Annotated in this window: 20 protein-coding genes and 5 pseudogenes; 11 read left to right on the plus strand and 14 right to left on the minus strand. The window is 70.5% G+C overall.

The window, feature by feature from the left end; all coding sequences use genetic code 11:
• Positions 1-60 precede the first annotated feature (60 nt).
• A complete protein-coding gene (locus ACF07V_RS19050; protein WP_392155489.1) occupies positions 61-1,239 on the plus strand; it encodes an acyl-CoA dehydrogenase family protein in 1,179 nt (392 codons plus the stop codon).
• Here the strand turns inward: ACF07V_RS19050 and ACF07V_RS19055 are convergent.
• Together ACF07V_RS19055 and ACF07V_RS19060 are read right to left on the minus strand one after the other, a co-directional pair.
• Complete coding sequence (locus ACF07V_RS19055; RefSeq protein ID WP_392155490.1) at positions 1,226-2,326, minus strand: sugar ABC transporter permease; 1,101 nt, start codon at positions 2,324-2,326, stop codon at positions 1,226-1,228. The two genes, ACF07V_RS19050 and ACF07V_RS19055, sit on opposite strands and share 14 nt — an antisense overlap.
• Positions 2,323-3,540, minus strand: a complete 1,218-nt coding sequence (locus ACF07V_RS19060) for an MFS transporter (RefSeq protein WP_392155492.1) — start codon at positions 3,538-3,540, stop codon at positions 2,323-2,325. The genes ACF07V_RS19055 and ACF07V_RS19060 overlap by 4 nt, the downstream gene beginning before the upstream one ends.
• Positions 3,541-3,768: 228 nt before the next feature.
• Between ACF07V_RS19060 and ACF07V_RS19065 the strand changes: the two genes are divergently transcribed.
• Positions 3,769-4,551 carry a hypothetical protein gene (locus tag ACF07V_RS19065; protein ID WP_392155494.1) on the plus strand — a complete coding sequence of 261 codons (783 nt, stop codon included), beginning with the start codon at positions 3,769-3,771 and terminating at the stop codon, positions 4,549-4,551.
• Positions 4,552-4,688: 137 nt separating this feature from the next.
• Positions 4,689-5,378, plus strand: coding sequence for a sigma-70 family RNA polymerase sigma factor (locus tag ACF07V_RS19070; protein WP_392155496.1), 690 nt, complete (start codon positions 4,689-4,691; stop codon positions 5,376-5,378).
• Between the two features lie 120 nt (positions 5,379-5,498).
• On the opposite strand, the gene ACF07V_RS19075 is transcribed toward ACF07V_RS19070, so the two are convergent.
• From ACF07V_RS19075 to ACF07V_RS19085, 3 genes are all read right to left on the minus strand, one after another.
• Positions 5,499-6,989, minus strand: a complete 1,491-nt coding sequence (locus ACF07V_RS19075; RefSeq protein WP_392155497.1) for a CocE/NonD family hydrolase — start codon at positions 6,987-6,989, stop codon at positions 5,499-5,501.
• A 621-nt stretch (positions 6,990-7,610) separates the two neighbouring features.
• Positions 7,611-8,267 carry a response regulator gene (locus ACF07V_RS19080; RefSeq protein WP_392155499.1) on the minus strand — a complete coding sequence of 219 codons (657 nt, stop codon included), beginning with the start codon at positions 8,265-8,267 and terminating at the stop codon, positions 7,611-7,613.
• Complete coding sequence (locus ACF07V_RS19085) at positions 8,264-9,406, minus strand: sensor histidine kinase (RefSeq protein WP_392155501.1); 1,143 nt, start codon at positions 9,404-9,406, stop codon at positions 8,264-8,266. The genes ACF07V_RS19080 and ACF07V_RS19085 overlap by 4 nt, the downstream gene beginning before the upstream one ends.
• 162 nt (positions 9,407-9,568) lie before the next feature.
• On the opposite strand from ACF07V_RS19085, the gene ACF07V_RS19090 reads away from it, so the two are divergent.
• Positions 9,569-10,051 carry a DUF6326 family protein gene (locus ACF07V_RS19090; protein WP_392155503.1) on the plus strand — a complete coding sequence of 161 codons (483 nt, stop codon included), beginning with the start codon at positions 9,569-9,571 and terminating at the stop codon, positions 10,049-10,051.
• 101 nt (positions 10,052-10,152) lie between these two features.
• Here the strand turns inward: ACF07V_RS19090 and ACF07V_RS19095 are convergent.
• Together ACF07V_RS19095 and ACF07V_RS19100 are read right to left on the minus strand one after the other, a co-directional pair.
• Positions 10,153-10,218 (minus strand): annotated as a pseudogene (locus ACF07V_RS19095) (hypothetical protein); the annotation flags it as partial.
• Positions 10,219-10,365: 147 nt separating this feature from the next.
• Positions 10,366-10,569: pseudogene (locus ACF07V_RS19100) on the minus strand (transcriptional regulator); the annotation flags it as partial.
• 103 nt (positions 10,570-10,672) lie between these two features.
• Here ACF07V_RS19100 and ACF07V_RS19105 point away from each other — a divergent pair.
• The 3 genes and pseudogenes from ACF07V_RS19105 to ACF07V_RS19115 form a co-directional block, all read left to right on the plus strand.
• Complete coding sequence (locus ACF07V_RS19105) at positions 10,673-10,912, plus strand: hypothetical protein (protein WP_392155505.1); 240 nt, start codon at positions 10,673-10,675, stop codon at positions 10,910-10,912.
• Positions 10,913-11,092: 180 nt separating this feature from the next.
• Positions 11,093-11,401 (plus strand): transposase domain-containing protein, encoded by a 309-nt coding sequence (locus tag ACF07V_RS19110; protein ID WP_392155507.1) that lies wholly within the window; start codon positions 11,093-11,095, stop codon positions 11,399-11,401.
• Between the two features lie 216 nt (positions 11,402-11,617).
• Positions 11,618-12,085, plus strand: a pseudogene (locus ACF07V_RS19115) (transposase); the annotation flags it as partial.
• Here ACF07V_RS19115 and ACF07V_RS19120 read toward each other — a convergent pair.
• Complete coding sequence (locus ACF07V_RS19120; protein WP_392155509.1) at positions 12,056-12,322, minus strand: hypothetical protein; 267 nt, start codon at positions 12,320-12,322, stop codon at positions 12,056-12,058. The pseudogene ACF07V_RS19115 and the gene ACF07V_RS19120 overlap by 30 nt on opposite strands.
• A 348-nt stretch (positions 12,323-12,670) precedes the next feature.
• Positions 12,671-13,681 carry a quinone oxidoreductase family protein gene (locus ACF07V_RS19125; RefSeq protein ID WP_392155510.1) on the minus strand — a complete coding sequence of 337 codons (1,011 nt, stop codon included), beginning with the start codon at positions 13,679-13,681 and terminating at the stop codon, positions 12,671-12,673.
• A gap of 478 nt (positions 13,682-14,159) precedes the next feature.
• Between ACF07V_RS19125 and ACF07V_RS19130 the strand changes: the two are divergent.
• Positions 14,160-14,363, plus strand: a pseudogene (locus ACF07V_RS19130) (transposase domain-containing protein); the annotation flags it as partial.
• A gap of 765 nt (positions 14,364-15,128) precedes the next feature.
• On the opposite strand, the gene ACF07V_RS19135 reads toward ACF07V_RS19130, so the two are convergent.
• The 3 genes from ACF07V_RS19135 to ACF07V_RS19145 form a co-directional block, all read right to left on the minus strand.
• Positions 15,129-15,743, minus strand: coding sequence for a hypothetical protein (locus ACF07V_RS19135; protein WP_392155670.1), 615 nt, complete (start codon positions 15,741-15,743; stop codon positions 15,129-15,131).
• Positions 15,744-16,103: 360 nt separating this feature from the next.
• Entirely contained in the window at positions 16,104-16,292 is a 189-nt protein-coding gene (locus ACF07V_RS19140) for a hypothetical protein (RefSeq protein ID WP_392155512.1), read from the minus strand.
• Positions 16,293-17,099: 807 nt separating this feature from the next.
• Positions 17,100-17,717: a hypothetical protein gene (locus ACF07V_RS19145; RefSeq protein ID WP_392155514.1), complete on the minus strand. Its 618-nt coding sequence runs from the start codon at positions 17,715-17,717 to the stop codon at positions 17,100-17,102.
• Between the two features lie 372 nt (positions 17,718-18,089).
• Here ACF07V_RS19145 and ACF07V_RS19150 point away from each other — a divergent pair.
• From ACF07V_RS19150 to ACF07V_RS19160, 3 genes and pseudogenes are all read left to right on the plus strand, one after another.
• Positions 18,090-18,478: pseudogene (locus ACF07V_RS19150) on the plus strand (transposase); the annotation flags it as partial.
• 73 nt (positions 18,479-18,551) lie between these two features.
• Positions 18,552-18,746: a hypothetical protein gene (locus ACF07V_RS19155; RefSeq protein WP_392155516.1), complete on the plus strand. Its 195-nt coding sequence runs from the start codon at positions 18,552-18,554 to the stop codon at positions 18,744-18,746.
• Between the two features lie 43 nt (positions 18,747-18,789).
• Positions 18,790-19,688, plus strand: a protein-coding gene (locus ACF07V_RS19160; RefSeq protein ID WP_392155518.1) for an IS5 family transposase whose coding sequence is annotated in 2 segments (ribosomal slippage) — positions 18,790-19,129 and positions 19,129-19,688 — 900 coding nt in all. Because the reading frame shifts where the segments join, the coding sequence is not laid out codon by codon here.
• On the opposite strand, the gene ACF07V_RS19165 is transcribed toward ACF07V_RS19160, so the two are convergent.
• Together ACF07V_RS19165 and ACF07V_RS19170 are read right to left on the minus strand one after the other, a co-directional pair.
• A complete protein-coding gene (locus ACF07V_RS19165; RefSeq protein ID WP_392155659.1) occupies positions 19,640-20,386 on the minus strand; it encodes a hypothetical protein in 747 nt (248 codons plus the stop codon). The genes ACF07V_RS19160 and ACF07V_RS19165 overlap by 49 nt on opposite strands.
• 48 nt (positions 20,387-20,434) lie before the next feature.
• Positions 20,435-20,806 (minus strand): hypothetical protein, encoded by a 372-nt coding sequence (locus tag ACF07V_RS19170; RefSeq protein ID WP_392155520.1) that lies wholly within the window; start codon positions 20,804-20,806, stop codon positions 20,435-20,437.
• Positions 20,807-21,069 lie beyond the last annotated feature (263 nt).

Here is a 21,069-nt window from a genome sequence, read left to right on the forward strand (position 1 = left end):
CTTCCACGGGCAGGCAGTCGGACGTGTGTTCTGTCGAGTTCCCGAGATGGAGGAGAAACCATGACGGAATATGACGTAACGACGATCGACCTGATACGGAAGCGGGTCTCCGCATTCGTCCGCGACCGCGTGTTCCCGTACGAGTCCCGGCTCGACCTCGGAGGGCACGACGCCAGCGAGCCGCGCGAGCGCCTGCGCGCCGAGGCACGCGAGGCCGGCCTGTGGGCCCTGCCCCTGCCCTCCGAACTCGGCGGCGGCGGGATGCCGTTGGCCGCTTACGCGCCCATCGCCGAGGCCGAGGGCGCCAGCGATCACGGTCCGACCGCTCTCGGCTCGGCGTCCCTCCTCGACGTGACCATGCTGTCCCGCCACGGGAGCGCGCGGATCCGTTCCGCGTACCTCTCCGGTCTCGTCTCCGGTGATCTGCGCACGTGTTACGCGATGACGGAGCCGGACACGCCCGGCACCGAGCCGCTGCTCACCGCCACCCGGGCGGAACGGCGTACCGGCGGAGGCTGGAGGGTCACCGGGCGCAAGTGGTTCGTGTCGAACGCGGGGGACGCGGACCTGGTGACCGTGCTCGCCCGCACCAGCGGAACGGCCGGGGACCGCGACGGCCTGTCGCTGCTCCTCGTCCCGACCAGCTCCCCCGGCTTCCGGGTCGTGCGCGAGCTGCCCGTCCTGGGTGCGACCGGGCAGTACGAGATCGAGTTCGACGGCGTGGAGGTCGACGAGGACCATCTCGTCGGTGAGGCCGGCCGCGCGCTCGCCGTCGCGGGCGAGCGCCTCCAACTGGGCCGCACCCTGCGGGCGTTGCGCTGGCTCGGTCAGGCGCAGCGGGCCTTCGACCTCATGTGTGGGCGCGCCGCGGAACGGCGGGGCGCACGAGGACCGCTCGCGGACCGGCAGCTCGTCCAGCAGCACGTCTTCGAGTCGCTGCTGGCACTGCGGACCACCCGGCCGCTGGTGTACGAGGCGATGGCCCTGGTCGCCGAGGGACGCGACGCCCATGTGGAGTTGGGCCTCGCCAAGACGGCCGCCGCGCGCACGCTGCAGGAGGTCGCCGACCGTGCCGTCCAGGTCTTCGGCGCGGCCGGTCTCGGGCCGGACACCCCGCTCCCCGCGCTGTTGCGCACGGGGCGGACGGCCCGGATCCTCGACGGGCCGGACGAGCAGCACGTCTCCTCCGTCGCCCGGCGCGTGCTGCGGTCCCGGCAGGGGGCGGTCACACCTGCCTGAGGTCGACGCGACCGAGCAGCGCGGAGAGGCCGAGGGCCAGGAAGAAGTCGCCCCAGACCAGTTCGTGCCGGACGGCCGTGCCGCCGCGCACGTCGTAACAGCCGTCGAGGAGCATGCCCGCCGGGCGGGCGCTTCCCGGCCGGGTGAGATGGACGTCCACGAGCCGGTGCAGAACGGCCTCCGCGCGGACCGCGCACGCGGAGGTCCACGCGACCTCGTTAACCCGGGCGAGCTTCAGCAGCGCCACTGCCGCGATGGCGGCGGCGGAGGTGTCCAGGAGACCGCCGGGATGGCCCGCCTCGGCCTGCGGGACGAGCGGGCCGGTGAGGAACTCGCACCGATCGAGGAGCAGTTCGGCCGCGCGCGTCAGCCGGTGGGTGTCCGCTGAGGGGTCGTCCGCGTGCAGGACGGCATCGGCGACAGCCAGCAGGAGCCATGCTTCGCCCCGGCTCCAGCCGGGCGCCGGGTTCCGTTCCGCCACCCAGCCGCCCGCCTCGTCGAGTCGCCAGGCGGGGCAGGGCCGTTGGGCGCCCTCGCCACGGGATGCGCCGAGCAGGCACAGGTCGAGGTGCCGGTGGAGGTGTGCCGTGGCGGCCGCCTGCCCCTCGGGTCCGGCGGCGGCCAGCAGGGGTACGAGGCCGGGGACGCCGTCCGCGCGGGCCCGCAGCCGTTCGCCGCCCAGTGCGGCGCCCCACGGGACCAGGCCGAGCGCCGGGTCCCAGGCGGCGAGCACGGCCCTCGCCGCGCGCTCGCGCAGGGCACCGGCCGCCTCGTCACCGGTGGCCAGGGCCGTGCCGTACCAGAGGATGAGCCCGCGGGTCGCGGTGTCCTCCTCGGCCCACGGGGCGAGCCGGGCGATGGCGGCGGAGGCCTCCGCGCGGTCGGCGTCGCTTCCGGTGTGGCGGGCGCGCAGCCACAGCAGCCCGGCCCAGAAACCGCCGGTCCACGAGCCTCGTCCGGTGGTCGTCCAGCGGCCGTCGGCCGGATCGGCGTACAGCGGGAAGCGCGCGCCCACCTGGCCGAGGGTCTCCGTGACGCGCTGGAGCAGCAGGTCGAGCGCGTCCTGGGCCCGGACACCGACGGTCATGCCGTCACTCCGATTCTCGTACGGCGGTCCCGCAGCGCCCAGGCGTAGGCGACCGCCCCCGCGACGACGAACTCAACCGCCACAAGCAGCCAGCCCTCCCCGTACCGGCCCCGCTCCGCGAGCAGCCCGAACAGGGGCGGGCCCACGGCGAATCCGGCGAAGAAGCCGGCGGCGACCAGCGCCGAGTCCTTCCCGGCGCGTCCGGGCGCCGAGCGCTGCATCACCAGCACCATCGAGACCGCGTTCCCCGACACGGCGAACACGCCCACCCCCGCGGCCGCCACCCACACGAGGGCCTCGACACGGGCGGCCACCGCCAGGAGCACGGCCGCGCCGACGGCGCCGCCCGCCAGCAGGCCGGGAAGCCACGGGGCCCGGCCGGGCGTGGCGGACCGGGACCAGCCGACCCGGCCGGCCATCCCGGCGACACCGAGAACGGCGACCAGCGCGCCGGCCACCGCCGGCCCCATGCCGAGGCGTTGGGCGCCGAACAGCGCGAGGTACGTGTTGACGGAGGCGATGCCCGCCCCGAGGAACAGCGAGAAGCCCGCGAGCCAGGGCACGGGGCTGCCGGGCCCCGCCGGCGCGGGCCGGACGGCGCCGCCCTTCGAGGGCGTGTCGTGCGGCAGCGCCCGCCAGGCCCACAGGGCGGCGAGGAGCGCCGCACCGGCGGCCACCCACACCGCGCCCCGCCAGCCGAGGAGACCCGCCGCCGTCGCGAGGGGCAGCCCGGCCGCGAAGGCCCCGAGCTGGACGCCCGACTGCTTGGCGCCGGTGACCGCCCCCCGCCTCGGCGCCGGGACGGCGGCCAGGATCGCCTTGTTCGTCGCGGGATTGGCCAGTGCCTGCGGGAGGCCGCCGAGCGCGACGGCCCCGAACAGCAGGGCAGGCCCGGGGGCCGCACCGATGAGACCGAGCGCCACCGCCGACACCGCGAGCAGAGCCACGAGCGCACGGCGGGGTCCGACCCGGTCCACGATCCGGCCGCTGGCGGGCGAGAGGACGGCGGCGGTGCCGAAGCCGACCGTCGTGGTCAGACCGAGGACCGTCTCCGACATGCCGAGACCTTCGACGAGCCGCGGGCCGAGCGCTCCGATCAGGAAGAGCTGCATCATCGAGAAGGCCATGGCGGTCGTCAGGAGCGCGGTGAGTCCACGCACCGCGCCCGGGCGTGCCTCGACCGGTGCGGCCGCCTCCGTACCCGCGGTCCTCACGTGGCGCCCCTCCCCTCACGACGACCGGGCCGTCCGACGTCGCCATGGAGGAGTCGTGCCGACCGTGCCGGAAGTTCCCGAGGCGCTCTTGTGGGACGCACCACAGTCGCGTACTCCTGATCCGACGGGTCGAGGGGGCGGCCTCATCACGGCCGCACCCGCCCTCACGCCTCCGGAGAGGGGTGCAAGGATGGGCGCGCCATGACACCAGGCCGATGTTCGCGAGGAGTGCGGGCCGCGATATTCGCGGCCGTCTGCGTGCTGCTCGCGGCCGTCGGCCACGTCCTCATGTCGGGGCAGGCCGTGCCCGGTTGGGTGCTTTCGCTCGCGTTCACGGGCACCGTGGCCGTCGCCTGGTTCCTCGCCGGCCGCGAGCGCGGGCTGTTCGCCGTCACGGCGACGACGGTGGCTGTCCAGAGCGTGCTGCACACGGCGTTCTCCTGGTCCCAGCCGACCGCAGCCATGCCCGCGGACACCGGCCGGACGGCGATGGCCCACACGCACATGGCGCAGGCGGCCCTTCAGCATGCAGGCATGGCCCAAGCGGGCATGTCGCACGCAGGCATGGCACACGCAGGTATGGCACACGCAGGCATGGCCCAAGCGAGCATGCAGCACTCGGGCCTGGGCCATGCGGCCATGCAGCAGCACATGGCCATGGGCCACGAGGCTGTCGCGCGGGTCGGCACGGCGATGACCGAGGCACCCGCCACACACGACATGACGGATTGGGCCTCGTCCTTCGGCATGCTGTCGGCGCACCTCCTCGCCGCGCTCCTGAGCGGGCTGTGGATGGCGTACGGCGAGCGCGCCGTCTTCCGCGTGCTGCGGGCGCTGCCGCTGGGGCTCTTCCGGCCGTTGCGCCTGCTGCTCGCCGCCGTCGTCCCCGTACCGCCGCGGCGGTCCCGGGTCCGGCCTGGTCGCGCCCGTGACGAACGCGCTCCCCGGCGGCTCCTTCTCGCCCATTCCGTCATCTCCCGGGGTCCCCCGCAGGCACTCGCTGTCCTCTGACAGCCGGCTTCCCGGGCCCGACGGCACACGGCCGTCCGCCCGGGCATCGGCCGCGCCGTTCCGGCGGGCCGTACCAGTCACCGGCGCCGCCGATCGCGCGCCGCCGGATTCCCTTTGCCTCGTAAGGACTTGTGGCGATGACTCCTGCCCACGGCACCCTCCACCAGGGACCGACGAGACCGACCCGCACCACTCACACGCCTGACGCCGACGCCGACGCGGCGACGACCCTGCTCGCGCTCGCGGCCCGCGACGGCGACCCGGCGAAGGCCGATCTCTTCGTCCGCGCCCTGCACCGCGACGTCTGGCGGTACGTGGCCTACCTCAGCGCCGACCGTCAGGCGGCCGACGACCTCACCCAGGAGGTCTTCCTGCGCGCGATCGCCGCGCTGCCCCGGTTCCAGGGGCGTTCCTCGGCCCGTACCTGGCTGCTGTCGATAGCGCGCCGGACCGTGGTCGACAGCCTGCGGCATGCCGCCGCCCGCCCACGCCTCTCCGACCGCGACGACTGGCAGCGGGAGGCGGAGCACACGCAGCCGCAGGGGCTTCCCGGCTTCGAGGACGGCGTGGCCCTGGCCGAACTCCTGGCCGCCCTCCCGGCCGAGCGGAAGGACGCCTTCGTCCTCACCCAACTCCTGGGCCTGCCCTACGCCGAGGCCGCCGAGGCCATCGGCTGCCCCGTCGGCACGGTCCGTTCGCGTGTCGCCCGGGCCCGAACGTCACTGATCGCCCTGCTGCGGGGCGACGAGGACCCTCGGCCGTCGCCCGCCGACGCCGTGGGAACGGGGCCACGCAGGAGGTTCACGCGCGCGCCCGCCCTCGCCTGACGCTCCCCGTCCCGGGGTTGGGCGCCCAGGCGCCGGCCGTGTTCGATGGGTGTTGGGGGCGGAGCGTGCGCGCGGCGCGGGGTTGCCCCACCCGGTGGCGGCCGGGTGGGCGCTTCGCCGTCAGGGCAGCGGGGCCAGGGGGAGGTCGACGTACGACTCCGCGCCCTGCGGGGACGTGATCTCCAGGGCGGAGGGGACGGTGCTGTCGTCCGCGAAGAACGGGTCGTAGCTGTCGACGATCAGCTGGAGCCTACGGCCCGCGCGCAGGACGTAGTGCGCGGGCTGGAGGCGGAAGGTCACCGTGGTGGCGTCCTGGCCGGTGAGGGTGACGGGCGCGTGGGTGATGATCGTGGCCGCGCCCGTGGCCGGGTCGCAGTCCAGGAGGTAGGCGATGAAGGTCGCGTCCTGGGTCTGCGGCTTCACGGTGAACCGTGCTTCCAGGTCGCCCCGGACGCGCTGGGGACGGTCCAGCGGCTCGGTCGTCCAGACCGCGGCGACGTCCCGCTTGATGTCGGCGGTCTGGTAGACGTGCGGGAATCCCGCGCGCTCGGCCATGCCGGTCTGGATAAGCTTCGGGGCGACGACGATGCCGGTGTCCGGGCCCGCGGCCTGTACGGAGCGGATCCAGCCGGACTGCGGCAGGTCCTGCTCCATCGGCGCGTCCTGCCGGCCGGCGGGGACGGCGCCGAGGTGGAAGCGCTGCTTCGGCAGGGCGTAGCCCGCCCAGTCGGGGTGGGAGAGGTCGGACAGCAGGTTGTGCATGTACTCCGAGCGGATACCCAACTGCGGCTGCGTGCCGTCGCCCGCGGTGCCGCCGAGGTGGTGGTCCATCCAGCGGTAGGTCATCTCGGTCGGCTTGGCGATCAGGCCGAACAGGCCGGGGAGTTCGCCGTTTCCGTGGTCGCCGATCTGGACGAGCAGCGACTTGGGCCCGGTGAGGCCGGTGAACAGGTCGACGACGGCCGGCACGGAGAAGATCGTCTCGTGCCAGTACGTCGTCATCAGGACCGGGAGCGCGCGGTCGTTGTACGCGGTCAGGTGCTCCTTCGGCGACCGGAGCCGGGCGAACTCCCTGACCTCGTCGTCGATGGCATTGGCCCGGATCTTGGCGATGATGCCCTTGAACTCGCGCGAGCACCTCTCCTCGTCGAAGAGCTTCACGAGCGCCTCGAACGCCTTGATGTGCCGGGTGCCGTTCTCGTAGAGCGAGGCGAACAGGTCACCCCACGCGCTCGCGCCCGCAACGGCCTTGACCCGGGCGTCCGCCGCCGCGACGAGCAGGCTCGTACCGGCGCCGTAGGAGGCGCCGAAGAAGCCGATCCGGTTCGAGTCGACGCCCTCGACGCCGGACAGCCAGTTGATGATCTCGATGCCGTCGGCCACGTCCTGCGGGCCGGCGACGTCGATCTCGCCCTCGGAGCCGGCGAGGCCGCGCTGGCTGTACATCAGGACGGCGTACGTGCCGAGCGTCCAGCGCGGGATCATGCCGAGGTACGCCAGCCGGCCGAGGTCGTTCAGCGGGGCGGGCATGACGATGACGGGACAGGTCTGCCCGGACGCGAGGTTGCGGGGCACGGCGAGACCGGCGTCGAGACGGGTCCCGTCCGCCATGGGGATCCCGTGCTCCTCGTAGAGGAGGTTCTCCAGCGTCTCCTCGTAGGTGCCGGCCAGGCCCCACTGGTCGAGCCTGCCGATGCTGCGCGGCGCCGGGTTCAGCAGCGCGTCGCGGATCGCCTGGATCTTGGCGACGTCGTCGGCGCTGAACGCGAACGGGTTCTCCGGGGTTCCGTCTCACGTCATGGGGTGTCCGCCTTCCGTGGCATGGCATTCGTTCGGATGAGCCGTCGCATGCATGCTTGCCGGGTGCGGTCGCCCGGGGGCGGCAAACCGCCCCCATCACCTCAACAGGCGATATGGCGCCACCCAAACCCCAGGATCGGAAATTGGCGTGTTCCCCGCCCGATCCTCACCGGCGGGGGTGCTCCGGCGTTCCCGCCCTACCGAGCCGTCCGGTTCAGGAACGGGCCGGTGCCGCCCTCGGCGTCGGAGAGGAGGGCCGACCGGGCCCGGCGGACGGCCCGATCCGACGGCCGGGCCCGGCGGACGGCCGGATCCGACGGCCGGGCCCGGCGGACGGCCGGATCCGACGTCCGCCGGTGCGGAGGCCGCGTCCGGCTTCGGGAGGATGCGGAAGGCACGCTGTGCCGCCGCCGTCAGGGTTCGAGGCTCGGTTCAGGCCCCCGCCCGGCCGGTGTCGTACGCCCACATCGCGATCTCGACCCTGTTTCGGGCGCCGATTTTGGTCAGCAGGCTGGCGACGTGGGTCTTGGCGGTCGTCAAGCCGATGAACAGCTCGGCGGCGATCTCGGCGTTCGTGCGGCCACGGGCGACCAGCGTCAGCACCTCCTCCTCGCGTTCGGTGAGCGGCTCGATCGGTTGGGTCCGTCGGCTCGACGGTTCCCTGCCGGCGAGGGTGGCCAGCAGCCGCCGGGTGATGTTCGGCGCGATCAGGGCATCGCCGACGGCGGCGGCATGGACGGCCTGCACGAGCAGCGCCGGCCCGGCGTCCTTGAGCAGAAAGCCTCGGGCACCGGCCCGGAGCGCGCCGTGGACGTACTCGTCGAGGTCGAATGTCGTGATCACCACGACCGCGATCGGGTCCGGGACGCCCCGCCCTGCGAGGATCTTGGTCACCTCGATGCCGTCGAGCCCGGGCATCTGGATGTCGACCAGGCAGACGTCGGGGCGGAGCCGATGCGCCAGCTCGACGGCGGCATGACCGTCGGCGGCCTGGCCGACGACCTCGATGTCGGGCTGCGCGTCGAGGATCATCGACAGGCCGGTGCGCACCAGATCTTGGTCGTCGGCCACCAGCACGCGTACGGTCATCGGCGTACCTTCGTCGGGATTTCGGCGTCGACCGTCCACCCGCCCTCGGGCGCCGGACCGGCACGCAGCGTGCCGCCGAGCAGCTGCGCGCGCTCGGTCATCCCCAGCAGCCCGAAGCCGTGGTTCACCGACCGTGCGGGGTCGATCTGTCCGTCGTCGGTCACGCGTAGTCGCAGCCTTTCCGCGTCCTCTACGACCCGGATCTCCACACGCGAGGCGTTGCGGGCGTGCCGCAGGGCGTTGGTCAGCGCCTCTTGCGCCAGCCGGTAGACCGCCGCGTCGACCTGGGGCGGAAGTGCGTCCATGTCATCTGGCAACTGTACGTCGACGACCGGGACCGGGGCGCGTCGGGCGAGGGACAGCAGGTCGGCAACGCCGGGCTGGGGGGCGTACTCCGCCGGCGCTCCGTCGCGCAGCACCCGGACCATCGCCCGCATCTCCGCGAGCGTCCGCGACGCTTCCGCCTCGATGACCACCAGTGCCTCGAGCGCCGCTTCGGGTCGCTGCCCGGCCATCGCCCGGCCCGCCTGCGCCTGCACAGCGATCGCCGAGACGTGGTGGGCGACGATGTCGTGCAGCTCGCGCGCGAGGCCGACCCGCTCCTGGCTGCGGCTCTGGTCCAACGCCCGGCGCCAGCTCTCGGCGCGGTAGCGGAACGCCGCTCCGCCCGCCGCCGCCGCCACGAGGACGGCGAATCCGCCGATGACGTTGGCCGGCCCGGTGTAGTCGGCGAACGTACCGATCCCCGCAGCGACCGCCACCACCGCCAGCCCGATCAGGATCTCGCGCCCTGAGCCCCAGCGGACCAGCGCGTAGACGAGCACCAGGAAGTAGACCATCGTGTCGAGGCCCACGCTCGGGGCCCCGCCCAGCAGGCTCGCCAGTCCCAACGTCAGCGCGGTGCCGAAGGCCACCACGACACAGGCCAACGGGTGGGTACGCCGCCACAGCAGGACCGGCGCAAGTCCGACCGCCACGATCGTCGCAAACGGCCGCCAGGCGACGTCGTCCCGGAGGACTCCTTCGAGCAGCGCCGTCACCATCACCACCCCGACCAGCCCCCAGTCGCGCGACACCCGTTCAGGAGCGTCCTTGGCGCGGGGCTCGGCCCACAGCGAGGTCAGGGCGTTGGTGGTCACACACCCAGCCTAGGGGCCGCCGAGGCGTCGGGGACCGACCGAAAGAACGAGACGCGGCTTGTCCCAACGGCCGAGGCGGGTCCGGCCTCCACGCCGATGCGCCCGCCGCCGGGCTCGGCGATCGTGGGCCTACCAGTCCTCACCACGACAACGGAGCCTACGATGACAACGCTTCGACCCACCACGACCGCACTGGACAACCAGCGGATCCCGGTGAGAGCCAAGCTCGCCGCAGCGTGGACAAGCTTCATGTTCCTGTACGTCTACGTGGACATTCTCGCCTTCTTCAAGCCCGGCGTCATCCGTGACATCGAGGGCGGCGTCGTCTGGGAGTTCACCATCAGCCAGACGTTGTTGACCGCCTTCCTCGCGCTCATGGCGATCCCGATCCTCATGGTCGTGCTGTCGGTGACGCTGCCCGCCCGGGCGAACCGCATCACGAACCTCGTCGTGGCCTCGGTACAGGTCCCCTTCGCGGCATTCAACGCGGTGGGCGAGTCCTGGACGTACTTCTACGGCCTTGGCGTCGCACTGGAAATGATCGTTCTCGCCCTCATCCTGCGGTACGCCTGGACCTGGCCCCGCACCACACCGTCGGCGACCGGCGCGGACCGTGAAACCGCTCGCGCCCAGCAGCAAGCGTGAACCCAAGAGCAGTCCCCGCCCTCTTCGGGCTCCCGCGTCCGGCTCGGTGTCGTACGGCAGGCACGCCGCCGCCGGTGGGATCCGGGGATCACGCGGAGGCAGCCGGTGGTCTCGTCGGCGTCGGTCAGGGCCAACCAGGCGGCGACCGACCGGTGCGGGCGCAGCATTGATCCGGTCGTTGATGCCGTCCTGGTGCCACGGGAGCTCGACGGGACGGTCGGGCCACTTGAACTCCAGGAAGGTGTTCTCCACGGCGAGGTCCGGACCGGTGGTCTTCCGGACGGCGTGAAGGAGGGCTGGGGAGCGGACGGCGGCGCGTAGATCGCGTACGCCTCCTCCCGCTCGTGCCCCTCCGACGCCTCGGCCAGAGCCCGCGCTTCACGGAACAGGTCCGGCAGGACGCGGAGGATCGCCTCGTTCGAGGCGGTGTCCCGGAGCCGGTGCAGGCGGGTCGCCTCACGCCACAGCGGTGAGGCCGGCCTCGGCGTCCCGTCGAAGACCGGGGAGAGGTCGTAGCGAGGCCACCAGCACGGTACCCGGATGGACGCGGGCGCCAGGGGCGTCCGACGGATTCTTGCTATGGCCCAGTAACCACGGACACCGGGCGCCGTTTGGCATGCCATGAAGAAGATCATCTCTGTGGCCGCCCTGGCCCTCACGAGCCTCGCGCTGGCCGCTCCCGCCCACGCCGACAACGACAGCGACTTCGGTGCCGGCGTCAACGCCGCCAACAACTGGAACTTCAGCGCCGCCGCAGTCTGCTTCCAGGAGCTGGCGGTTGTCCCCGTCGGGGGTGCCTGGGACGGCAACACCGTCAACCACTGCACCAACGGCAACGTCCTCAACCACAGCAACGGCTGATCGCGCAGCAGCCATCTGTTTCGAGTCGGAACAGGGCGAGCGTTCCGAGAATGCCTCGAAGTCAGGCGTTATCAGTGCAGGTCAACCGGGTTGCCGGGATTGGTGATTCTGGCCTCTACGGTGATGGGGCGCCGGTAGGCAGGAACGGTCCGAGAAGGCCGTTCCGAGTTCGAGGTTCTCTTGCGCTGCAAGCCTGCTACCAGCGTCGTTACCCCCGCAGCCTCCGTCGCCGACGAGGTTTTCACCCCTGGCCACCTGGGTGGACTCACCGCGTGCCTACCGTTCGAGCTCGTCGACGCGGTGCTGGCGGAGACCAGAACGGTGCAGCGTCGGCTGCGGGTGCTGCCCTCGCGGGTCGGCGTGTACTTCCTGCTGGCGCTGGGACTCTTCCCGCACCTGGGCTATGCCATGGTCTGGAGCACGCTCGTCTCCGGCCCGGCCGGAGAGAGGCCACCCGCCCCCTCGGAGAAGGCTCTGCGTGACCTGTGACGGCGCCTTGGGCCTGCTCCGATGAAGGCTCTCTTCGAAGTGGTGGCCGGCCCCTTGGCCCAGCCGCGGACGCCCGGGACACGGTACCGGCGAGGGCGCACCGTCGCGTTCGACGGCTGTAGTTCATTCAAGGTGCCCGACCTGGAGCGCAACCGTGGGTGGCTGGGCAGGCCCCGGCTCCGGCTGGGGTGGGGCGGGTACCCCAAGCTGCGGCTGATGACGCTGATCGAGACCGGGAGCCGCGGGCTACTGGCGGCCGCTTTCGGACCGAAGGCCCGCGGTGCGTCCCACTACGCCAGGCAACTGCCGCGTCGGCTGCGGCCGGACATGCTGGTCCTGGCCGACCGCGGGTTCGACGATGGCAGGCTGCTGACCGAGATCGCCGAGACCGGAGCTCAGTTCCTGGTCCGCCTCACCTCCAGCCGGCGTCTTGCGCCTACGGACCGGTTGCCGGACGGGTGCTACCTGACTCGTATCCGCACGCTCACGGTCCGCGTCATCGAGGCCGACGTACGTGCGACCTGCGCCGACGGCACCACGCTGCGGGAGGGCTACCGACTTGTCACCACGCTGCTGGACCACGACGTGGACCCCGCGCCGGCCCTGGTCGAGCTCTACCGCGAACGCCGGGAGATCGAGACGGCCTACTACGCCTTACGCCACACCCTGCTGGAGGGACGGGTACTGCGCTCGGGGGACCCGCATGGTGTTGAACAGGAAATGTGGGCGCTGTGGACGCTCTACCAGGTCCTGCGGACCGTCATGGTCGACGCCGTCGAGTCGGTGCCCGGCACCGATCCCGACCGGGCCAGCTGCACCGTCGCCGTGGAGGCGGCACGCGACCAGGTCGTCGGCGCGCGCGAGGTCCTGGACAGCGACGGTGGCCTCGTCGGTGGCATCGGACGGGCACAGCTTGCCCATCTCCTGCCCGCCCGACGCCCACGAATCAGCTCCCGGAAGGTCAAGGCGCCACTGTCCCGGTACGCCAGGACCGAGGACGGAAGACCACTGGCCAGCACGGACATCAGATCCGTGACCATCACCGTCCACGCCGTACGCCCGCTCACCCCCGCCTTCGTCTCCCGCCGGCACCCCTACCCTCGTCCGTCCCGACCGGTCGTCCTGCGCCCGCCCTCCTACGTCGAGCGTGCCTTCGCCTTCCTCAGACGCCACCCAGGGCGTCCCTGGAGCGCCAAGGTGGCGTACTGGGCACGACAGGGGCGGGTCACCAGGAGCAGTCTCCAAGATCCCCGGCGTCGTCACCCGCGATCAGCTCTGCGTCTCCTCGCGGCGTCCAATAGCGGCCGCATCGGGTACGACGAGCAGCTTGCCGGTGGTACGCCGAGCCTCCAGATCGCTGTGGGCCTGGGCGGCCTCGGACAATGCGTAGCGGTCCGTTACGGTGACCTCAAGCGCCTTGGAGCGCACCCACTCGAACACATCGGCGGCCCGTCGGAGCAGTTCGGACCGATCGGCGATGAAGTCCCCGAGGCTGGGCCGGATCAGGGTCAGCGAACCGCCGTGGGCGAGCCGAATCGGATCAAACGGCGGCACGGCACCACTTGCCGCGCCGAAGAGCACGAGATGGCCGCGGGTTCGCAGGCTGGCGAGGCTCGCATCGAAGGTGTGCGCGCCGACGCCGTCGAAGACAACCGGCAGTCCCTGACCGCCGTTGAGCCGCCTCACCTCGGCTGCGAGATCGTCGACTGCGGAGGAAAGGATCACCTCAGCGGCCCCGGCACGCTTCGCCAGCTCGGCCTTCGCCGTGGTCGACGTCGTGCCGATCACCCTGCCGCCGAGATGGGTGATGAGCTGGGTCAAAAGCAGCCCCATGCCACCAGCAGCCGCATGCACGAGCACCGTGTCGCCCCCCTGAACCGGGTAGGCGTCCTTGACGAGATAGTGCGCGGTCATGCCTTGGAGGAGCACGGCGGCGGCTGTCTCGAAGCCGATATCGTCGGGCAGCGGCACCAGCCGGGAGGAGTCCACGACGGCCCGCTCGGCATACGTGCCGGGAATCTCCACCCAACCGACCCGGTCCCCGACCGCGACGTCGGTGACGCCGGGTCCAACTTCGACGACCGTGCCGGCGCCCTCAGCGCCCGGGGTGAAGGGCAGTGGGAGGCTGTACCGCCCCTCGCGGTGGTAGACGTCGAGGAAGTTGACCCCGGATGCGGCGACCTCCACGACCGCCTCGCCCGGACCCGGCCGCGGCTGGTCCACCTCGGCCTCCTGTAGCACCTCGGGACCGCCCACTTCGTACACCTGGATCGCTCGCATGTCCCCCACCAACCCCGTTGATGGCGATCCGATTCCCGGCAAGCCGACCAGCCCGCCGCCCCCGCCGGGAATTGAGATGCACCACCCGCCGCTTCCGCACCGCCGTACGGCCGCCCACCAACCGCGGATACGCAGTCCGCTCGATCGAAGTCATCCCCACGCCCCGCAAGATCCGGCAGCCTCGCGCCGCGTCGTGCCGCACGAGATCACGCCGCGAGGCAGAAGGCCCTTATCCACGACAGCCCAACGCATGACGTGGTAAACCACCGGCTCAACCCAAGATCAAGTTCTGGCGGGTTTCTGCCGTATCTGGGTCACACCCCTAACTTCGCGGCATTGAGCGTTCCGACTCGTCCCCCCAAGGGGTTGCCTGCTGTGTTCAACCCGGATGCCGGAATGGGTGATGTCCGCTGCGGTACTGGTGGAGCCTGGGTAGTCAGGGACGATCCGAGAAGATCGTTTCGAGTCCGAGGTTCCATTGCGGGGCCAGTCTGCTACTGCTCCTGACGGCGTTGGTGTCTTCACGCCCGGCCATCTGGGCGGGCTCACCACCTACCTTCCGTTCGAGCTCGTCGACGCGGTGCCGGCGGAGACCGGAGCGGTGCAGCGCCGGCTGCGGGCGCTGGCGTCGCGGGTCGGTGTGTACTTCCCCCTGGCCCTGGGCCTGTTCCCGCATCCGGGTTACGCCAAGGTCCCTGGCCCGTCCCGTACTCCCGAGACGTGCTACCGGAACTGGCGCACCGTCACTTTCGACGGGTGCAGCTCGTTCAGTGTGCCCGACAGGGAACGCAACCGCCGATGGCTGGGCAGGGCGAAGGTCTCTCTTGAGATCGGCCGGTTACCCCACGCTCCGGCTGGTGACGCTGGTCGAGACGGGCATCCGTGGTCTGCTCGGTGCCGTTTTCGGACCCAAGTCTCACGGCGAGGCCCACCCTACGTGACCCGCGTCCGCGGTCGCCCGGTCCGCGTGGTCGAGGCAGACGTGACAGCGACCTGCGCCGAGGGCATCACCCTGAGAGAGGGGTACCGCCTGGTCAGGCCCCTGCTGGCCTCCGACCGGGATCCAGCACCGACCCTGGTGGAGCTCTACCTCGAACGCTGGGAGATCGAGACTGCCTACTACGCCCTGCGCCACACGCCACTCAAGGGAAGGGTACGGCGCTCCAGGGACCCGTACGGCATTGAGCAGGAGATGTGGGCCGCTGCTGACACTCCACCAACTCCTGCGGGACAGTGCTCGTCGACGCCGTTGAGTCGGTGCCCGGCACCGATCCCGACCGGGCCGGCCGGCTTCACCGTCGCTTTGGAGTCGGCCCGCGACCAGGTCGTCGGCGCACGTGCGGATACGGGCAGGCAGACCGGTCTCGTCGGCGGGACAGGCCGGGCAGTCCTTGCCCATCTCCTTTCCGGGTGCCCGTGGCTCGGGTCGGTCACGCCAAGTTGGTGGTCACTGGCTCCGATCTCCAGGCGTGAACGGACCGGTCGCGGGGGCTACACACTTGTCGACGATGGTCTCCTCGCCGGCTGCCGAGCCCTCCAGGCAGAGCCGCCCGCCCTTCTCGCGCAGGTCGATGAAGAACCTCGTGGTCGCACCGGACTGCTTCAGGTCGTGGATGCGCTCGTCGACGTAGCCGAGGTCGTTCAGAATCGTCCTGACCTTCGCGGGGGTGGGATCCGCCAGATCCCAGAGGGCCTGGGCTATGCGCTCCTCGTGAAAGTTGCTGGCGCACCAGTCGCGCGCGTTCAGCTCAAACTCCGGCCCCACCGTGGGCTCGATCGGCAGGACCATGTCGTCCGGCACCTCCTCGCCGGGCGGGGCCGGTGCCGGTGTCGGCGGCCCCACGGGCGGGGCGCCCGCAGGGGGGCACGACTGCTCGATGTGCTCCTGGATCTCCGCGAGGCTCGGACCAGACTGCCGGCTTCCTACGCCCTCTGCGCGCACGGCCTGCTCTCCGCCGATGCCGGTGGTCGTCTTCGCGGTGCCGCACGCACCAAGTACCACAACAGCGAAGGCCGTCATGGCCAGGGCGAGCCGCGGCCGGCGCGAGGAGCGGGCGAACATGCTGGTCGAGGAAGGGATTCGTCTCATGTGCACAGCCTCTGATCAAGCCGCTCCCTGCGCGTGAGTACGCATACTCACTTGGGCCGGGACAGGCACTCAACCCTGCTGACTGGTGCCGGCGTAGCCACATCGGGGGGCCAACTGCAGCCCCGAACATCACTTGGGTATTCACCGAATGAACGCGCTGGCTGTTCACTGAGCGAACGTGCGGACGCACCACCCGGGCAGTCCCCGCGTCACCGGCCCCTTGGCCGGAACGCGGGCGGCGCGGCTCTGGACGTGACGGCGACGGAAACGGGCTGATCCTTCCCTGGCGACTTGCTGCGGAGGGGCTTCTGACCTGCCGGGTCCGGCAGGGTTTCAAGCGCCAGGTGAGGACTTCGCCTCGCCGCCGATCCCGTCCAGGGCCAGGGTGTACGCGTCGCCGTCCGCGCGGAGCCGCAGCCCCGTCACCGGTGGCGCTCCCAGACCGTCCAGCTCGTACCCGTACGCGGTGGCGATGCGCCCGGTGCTCACCTCGCCGTCGGGCAGCGTCGCCGTGATCTCCATCGTCCGGACCACCGTGCCGTCGCCGGTGAACTCCGCCCGGACGAAGGCACTGTCGAAGACCAGCTCCTCGCATCTGTGGGCGAGGCCCAGGTCGCACGGTTGGATGGTGACGCGGCCGGAGGTTCACCCTCCAAGGCTGTGAGCAATTCGCTTTGGCGCATGCCAGTAAAACCCTCATCGGAGTTGGGGCGCGGGGTCATGGGGTGAGCACGGTGAACGCCACCGGGCATGCGATGCCTGCCGGGTGGCAGTCGCATGTGATCACGAACCCACGTGGTGCGTCAGATCACCGGGCGAGTCAGCGGAGCCTGAAAGAAGACGAACCGGCGATCGCGAGGGTCCCGGCGTACGACCCACTTGCCCGGGTGGGCGCCGCCGCGGGTGGAGCGTTCGCCGCGATAGGGGCCGAGCACATCCGCGTCGTCGTACCAAAGGCCACGGATCTTCACCCCATGCCGCCGGTCGATGCGGATGTGGCGCGCGGCCAGGAGTTCAGAACAGCTCCGCCGAGGGGATGTCCGTGGCGAAGCCGGTCTGCGCGAACGACGCGGCGAACAGCGTACTCGGGCTGTGCCAGCCATCGGGGTCCCAGCCGGGTGCGAACTCCCCCAGCGCGCGGCGCCGGGAAGCTGCTCGAACAACAGCTGGCGGATGACCGCTGAGCTCTCCGGTCAGCAGCTCACATTCGATCAGCAGACGGAGAACGCCCGCCGACTCGAGCCGGTCATCGACCGCATTGCCGCGAGATGGCCAGGCGCGGTGGTGCCGGCGGCTCTGGCCGCGCGTGTGCCGGTCCGAAGCCGAGTGTCAGTCGAACCACACCACAAGCCGAACGTATTCAGCGCCGTGCCGGGCGGCAAGAGTGCGCATAACCGTCCAGATCGGGGACCAGTGCGCCTCGGGGACGGCCTGACGGCGAGTGAGGCGTTCAACTCGAAAGAGCCGGTCTCCGTCGGACCATTCGGTTCCCTCCGCGCAATGTTGTCCGGGGCAGAGGGCCTCACGGCCTTCGAGTCCCGACACCTGGGCGAAGCGGCCGTCGTGGTTGCCTCGTGCGTGAAAGCGCCAGTCATCCCCTGACGCCTGGCGTATGTACTCGTGGACGTAGGGGTCCACGTCCTCAGCGGCCTTGTCCCAATCAGCCCCTTCCAGTTCGGCCCAGCTGATCCATGAGGGGGATCGTCCGCCGAGTTCCTCGACGAGCTGGGCCACACGGTTGGACACGTCATCGGGCAGCCCTCGGTCTGCAGCGAGGGGCTCGAAGCTGCTGTCGCGTACTCCGAAGAGGCAGCCGAAGGCGCTGTAGTCGCGCCGGTCATAGAGATGGTCCAAGTCCATGGCGGGATGCCAGAGAGAGTCCGTCTCGTCGAAATCGACGCGATAGTCGCGCTTGCACTCGATGTAACCGCTGATGTCTGTGCCCACGGACGGATTGTGCAGGAGATGCACGAAGCGAGCGAACGGATTCACGATGCGCAGGTTCAGAGCGTGAGCACGGGGCGAGTGGATCCGAGGTGATGGTGCAACGGATCCTGGACGCCGATGCGCCTGGCCCGCTCGGAGCTGGCGCCGCATCCAGCACGCCGCGCACTGGGCGGGGATCGCCATCGCACGAATGGCTGTCGAAAGCGGGACCCAGGAACCACGACGCTGACTCACTGTCCCGGTCGGTTGCCAACGGTCATGTCGGCCTGTCGAGATCTCCAGAAGTCCTGTACGCCTCGCATTCCAGGGTGCACGCCATGTGCAACGAGCAACGGTCCACGTTCACCATCGACGACCCCAGGGCGTTTCCTCCAGGCCGGTGACGCGCCCGCGTTCTCCGAGGTCATGGCCCAGTTACGGGTGCCGCGGCCGATCGGCCGGCCCCGCACCACCCCGGATGTGGTCCTGGCCGATAAGGCCTACTCGTCCCGCGCATTCCGGACCCATCCGCGACAACGGGGGATCAGGGCGGTGATCCCGCAACCCGCCGACCAGGCCGCGAACCGCAAGCGACCCGGCCGGCTCGGTGGCCGTCCGCCGACCTTCGACCGCGAGGTTTACAAGCGGCGCAACACCGTCGAGCGGTGCATCAACAAGCTCAAGCAGTGCCGCAGCCTGGCGACCCGCTACGACAAGACCGCCACCATGTACCTCTTGCCGGACTCCACATCGCCGCCATCTTTATCTGGTCAGCCAGGTGACTCCACCCGGGCTGCCTAGGCCGGTTCGTTTGGATCACTTCCGCTGGTCGAGGTTGTCGTTGATGATGTCCGTGTGACTCACCGCATCAGCGCTCTGATCTCGGCCTTCGGCGTCCTTGCAAGCATGATGCTGCTCGTTCTTGCCGTTCGTGAATACCGCTCTGGGGCGTCGGTCCTCTGGCTCGTGGCTGGAGCCCTGATCTTCCTCAGCGCTTCGTACACGCTCGTTAGGGACGCGCGGCGGCTCCGCACTGGGGCGACCGCCTGACAGTGACGCCGTTCCGGCCAGCCCCGCCGGTCGTTGTTCGTGCGTGCTGTTGACTGACGCGCAGTGGGCGCGAATCGAGCCGCTACTCCCAGATCGGACGCCGCGGCGGGGTGGCCGATGGCGGGATCACCGTGAGGTGATCGATGCGATCGCTTGGAAGTTCCAGACGGGATCGCAGTGGGTCCACCTGCCCGAGAAGTACGGCAACTGGCGAGGCGTCTATAACCGGCTGCGAATGTGGGCCATCGTCGGCACCTGGGAGCGGGTCTTCACCACGCTCATCGCGCAGGCAGACGCCGACGAAGACCTCACCTGGGCCGTCTCGGTGGACTCCACCATCGTGCGCGCACACCAGCACGCGGCCGGGGCCCGCAAAAAGGGGCCCCAGCCGGCGAACCGGAAGACCACGCCATCGGCCGGTCCCGCGGCGGATTGACCACAAAGATCCATCTCGCGTCCGATGCCCACTGCCGGCCTCTGGCGTTCTACCTCACAGCCGGACAGACCGGCGACGCGCCTGCCTTCCCGCATGTGATGGCTCGCCTGCGCGTTCCGCGTCGACGAGGACGGCCCCGCACCAGGCCGGACGTGGTCCTGGCCGACAAGGCGTACTCCTCCCGCGCGATTCGCGAGCATCTCCGCAAGCGCGGGATCCGCGCGGTGATCCCCGTTCCAGCCGATCAACGTGGTCACCGAAGTCGTCGCGCTAGCCGCGGCGACAGGCCACCAGCCTTCGACCGCGAGGCATACAAACAGCGCAACACCGTCGAACGCTGCATCAACCGCTTGAAACAGTGGCGAGGTATCGCCACCCGCTACGAGAAGACCGCGACCATCTACCTGGCCGGACTTCACATCGCGGGCATCTTTCTTTGGTCCGCCAGGCCCACGGCTCAGGAGCAGGAGCGAACCGCATCGTCCCAGGCGCCGGGACTGCGGTAGTGGTTCTTGTGCCCCGCGGTGAGTACGTGGCGCAGTTCGGCAAGGTGCTGGGTGTCCACGGGGAGTTCCAGCCGGTCGAGCAGAGCCAGTGCGGCAGCCGGTTCCAGGTCGCCGTAGACGTCGTGGAAGCTCGTTAGGAGGCCGCGGAAGACGGCCAGGTGCAGGACGGGAAGCCGCATGGCGGTGCGGTACGTCAGTTCCTTCACCGTCCAGCGCACCGGGCCTGAGCACTCCAGGACCCGACGGGCTCGGCAGAGCAGGCCTTCCGATGCCTCGGCGACCACGCGGTCGATGTCGTTGCCGAGGGTCTCGGCGAAGGCCGTCGCGGACGTGGTGGGGTCCTCGAACCAGTCCACCCACAGCGAGTAGGTGACGGCCTCGGTGTCCCGGTCCGCCTCCAGCCGTTGACGGTAGCCGTCCCATAGCACGTCGGCCGGCAGCGGACCCTCCGCATCCTCGTTCGCGAACCGGATCTCGCACGTGACCCAGTACTCGTCGAGGAGGTCCAGCAGCCCGAAGGCCAGCCGCAGTTGGTCGGCCGCGTCCAGGTCTTCGACAAACACATCACCGGCCCAGGAGTGCGCTACCTGATTGGCGGTGAGCAACGCGTCCGGCTTCTCGTTGCTCACCCACCCGTCGCGCACCTGGCTGACGCCCTGATCAGCCAGCCACCGCCGCGCTGCCTCCTCGGCTTGCATCTCCACTCGGGAAGTATGACAAGCCTCGCAAGATCCAAACGAAACGGCCTAGACCCATCCCTCGTCGAGGTAAACCGTCCAGCTGTCTCCCACTGCCCTGTGCAGTTCAACCAGAGCCGCAACGTCGGCGATGGCTGCCGGGGCGTCGGACAGCCGCAACGGGGAGTCCGGGACGCTGTTGCGGGTGTAGACCGGCAGCTCACCGTTGCAGTTGAAGGCGTGAAGCGATGGGGGAGCATCGTTGAACCATGCGGGACAGTTCTCCTCGGCCCATGCAGCCGCGGCATCGACACGATCCACGTGCACCAGTAGATGCTCAGGAGCAGGCCCGCCACTGAACTGCACGAGAAAGCCCTGAGCGTCCACAGCCCACCAATCCCACATGAATCCAGGTCGGGGGTTCCGCAGGATTGTCGTCATGCCGTCACCGTATCCAGGCCGGACAACACCGTTGCAGGTGATCCGAAGGAAACGGCCTAGTCCTCACCACCGCCGGCGCCGCCTGGTGCACCGCCGTCACCACCCCCACCGACAGCGCCCCCATCAACCGCGCACGGCCCTGGAAGCAGTACGGCGAGAAGTTCGAACGCGCTCTGCGTGAACCTCGGCCTTCCCGACGCTCAACCGGCCCTGTGTGCCTACACCCACACCACCCCGATCGGACGTATCACCGACCCGGACGA

Origin of the sequence: Streptomyces sp. NPDC015661 (genome assembly GCF_043077765.1) — a bacterium.
In the GTDB taxonomy this organism is placed as follows: domain Bacteria; phylum Actinomycetota; class Actinomycetes; order Streptomycetales; family Streptomycetaceae; genus Streptomyces.

Bases quoted from the DNA above. Each gene is read 5' to 3' on its own strand.
- ACF07V_RS19050 (WP_392155489.1), top strand. From the start codon at position 61: ATGACGGAATATGACGTAACGACGATCGACCTGATACGGAAGCGGGTC.
- ACF07V_RS19055 (WP_392155490.1), bottom strand. From the start codon at position 2,326: ATGACCGTCGGTGTCCGGGCCCAGGACGCGCTCGACCTGCTGCTCCAG.
- ACF07V_RS19070 (WP_392155496.1), top strand. From the start codon at position 4,689: ATGACTCCTGCCCACGGCACCCTCCACCAGGGACCGACGAGACCGACC.
- ACF07V_RS19075 (WP_392155497.1), bottom strand. From the start codon at position 6,989: ATGGCGGACGGGACCCGTCTCGACGCCGGTCTCGCCGTGCCCCGCAAC.
- ACF07V_RS19080 (WP_392155499.1), bottom strand. From the start codon at position 8,267: ATGACCGTACGCGTGCTGGTGGCCGACGACCAAGATCTGGTGCGCACC.
- ACF07V_RS19090 (WP_392155503.1), top strand. From the start codon at position 9,569: ATGACAACGCTTCGACCCACCACGACCGCACTGGACAACCAGCGGATC.
- ACF07V_RS19105 (WP_392155505.1), top strand. From the start codon at position 10,673: ATGAAGAAGATCATCTCTGTGGCCGCCCTGGCCCTCACGAGCCTCGCG.
- ACF07V_RS19120 (WP_392155509.1), bottom strand. From the start codon at position 12,322: ATGGGCAAGCTGTGCCCGTCCGATGCCACCGACGAGGCCACCGTCGCT.
- ACF07V_RS19125 (WP_392155510.1), bottom strand. From the start codon at position 13,681: ATGCGAGCGATCCAGGTGTACGAAGTGGGCGGTCCCGAGGTGCTACAG.
- ACF07V_RS19135 (WP_392155670.1), bottom strand. From the start codon at position 15,743: ATGTTCGCCCGCTCCTCGCGCCGGCCGCGGCTCGCCCTGGCCATGACG.
- ACF07V_RS19140 (WP_392155512.1), bottom strand. From the start codon at position 16,292: ATGGAGATCACGGCGACGCTGCCCGACGGCGAGGTGAGCACCGGGCGC.
- ACF07V_RS19165 (WP_392155659.1), bottom strand. From the start codon at position 20,386: ATGCAAGCCGAGGAGGCAGCGCGGCGGTGGCTGGCTGATCAGGGCGTC.
- ACF07V_RS19170 (WP_392155520.1), bottom strand. From the start codon at position 20,806: ATGACGACAATCCTGCGGAACCCCCGACCTGGATTCATGTGGGATTGG.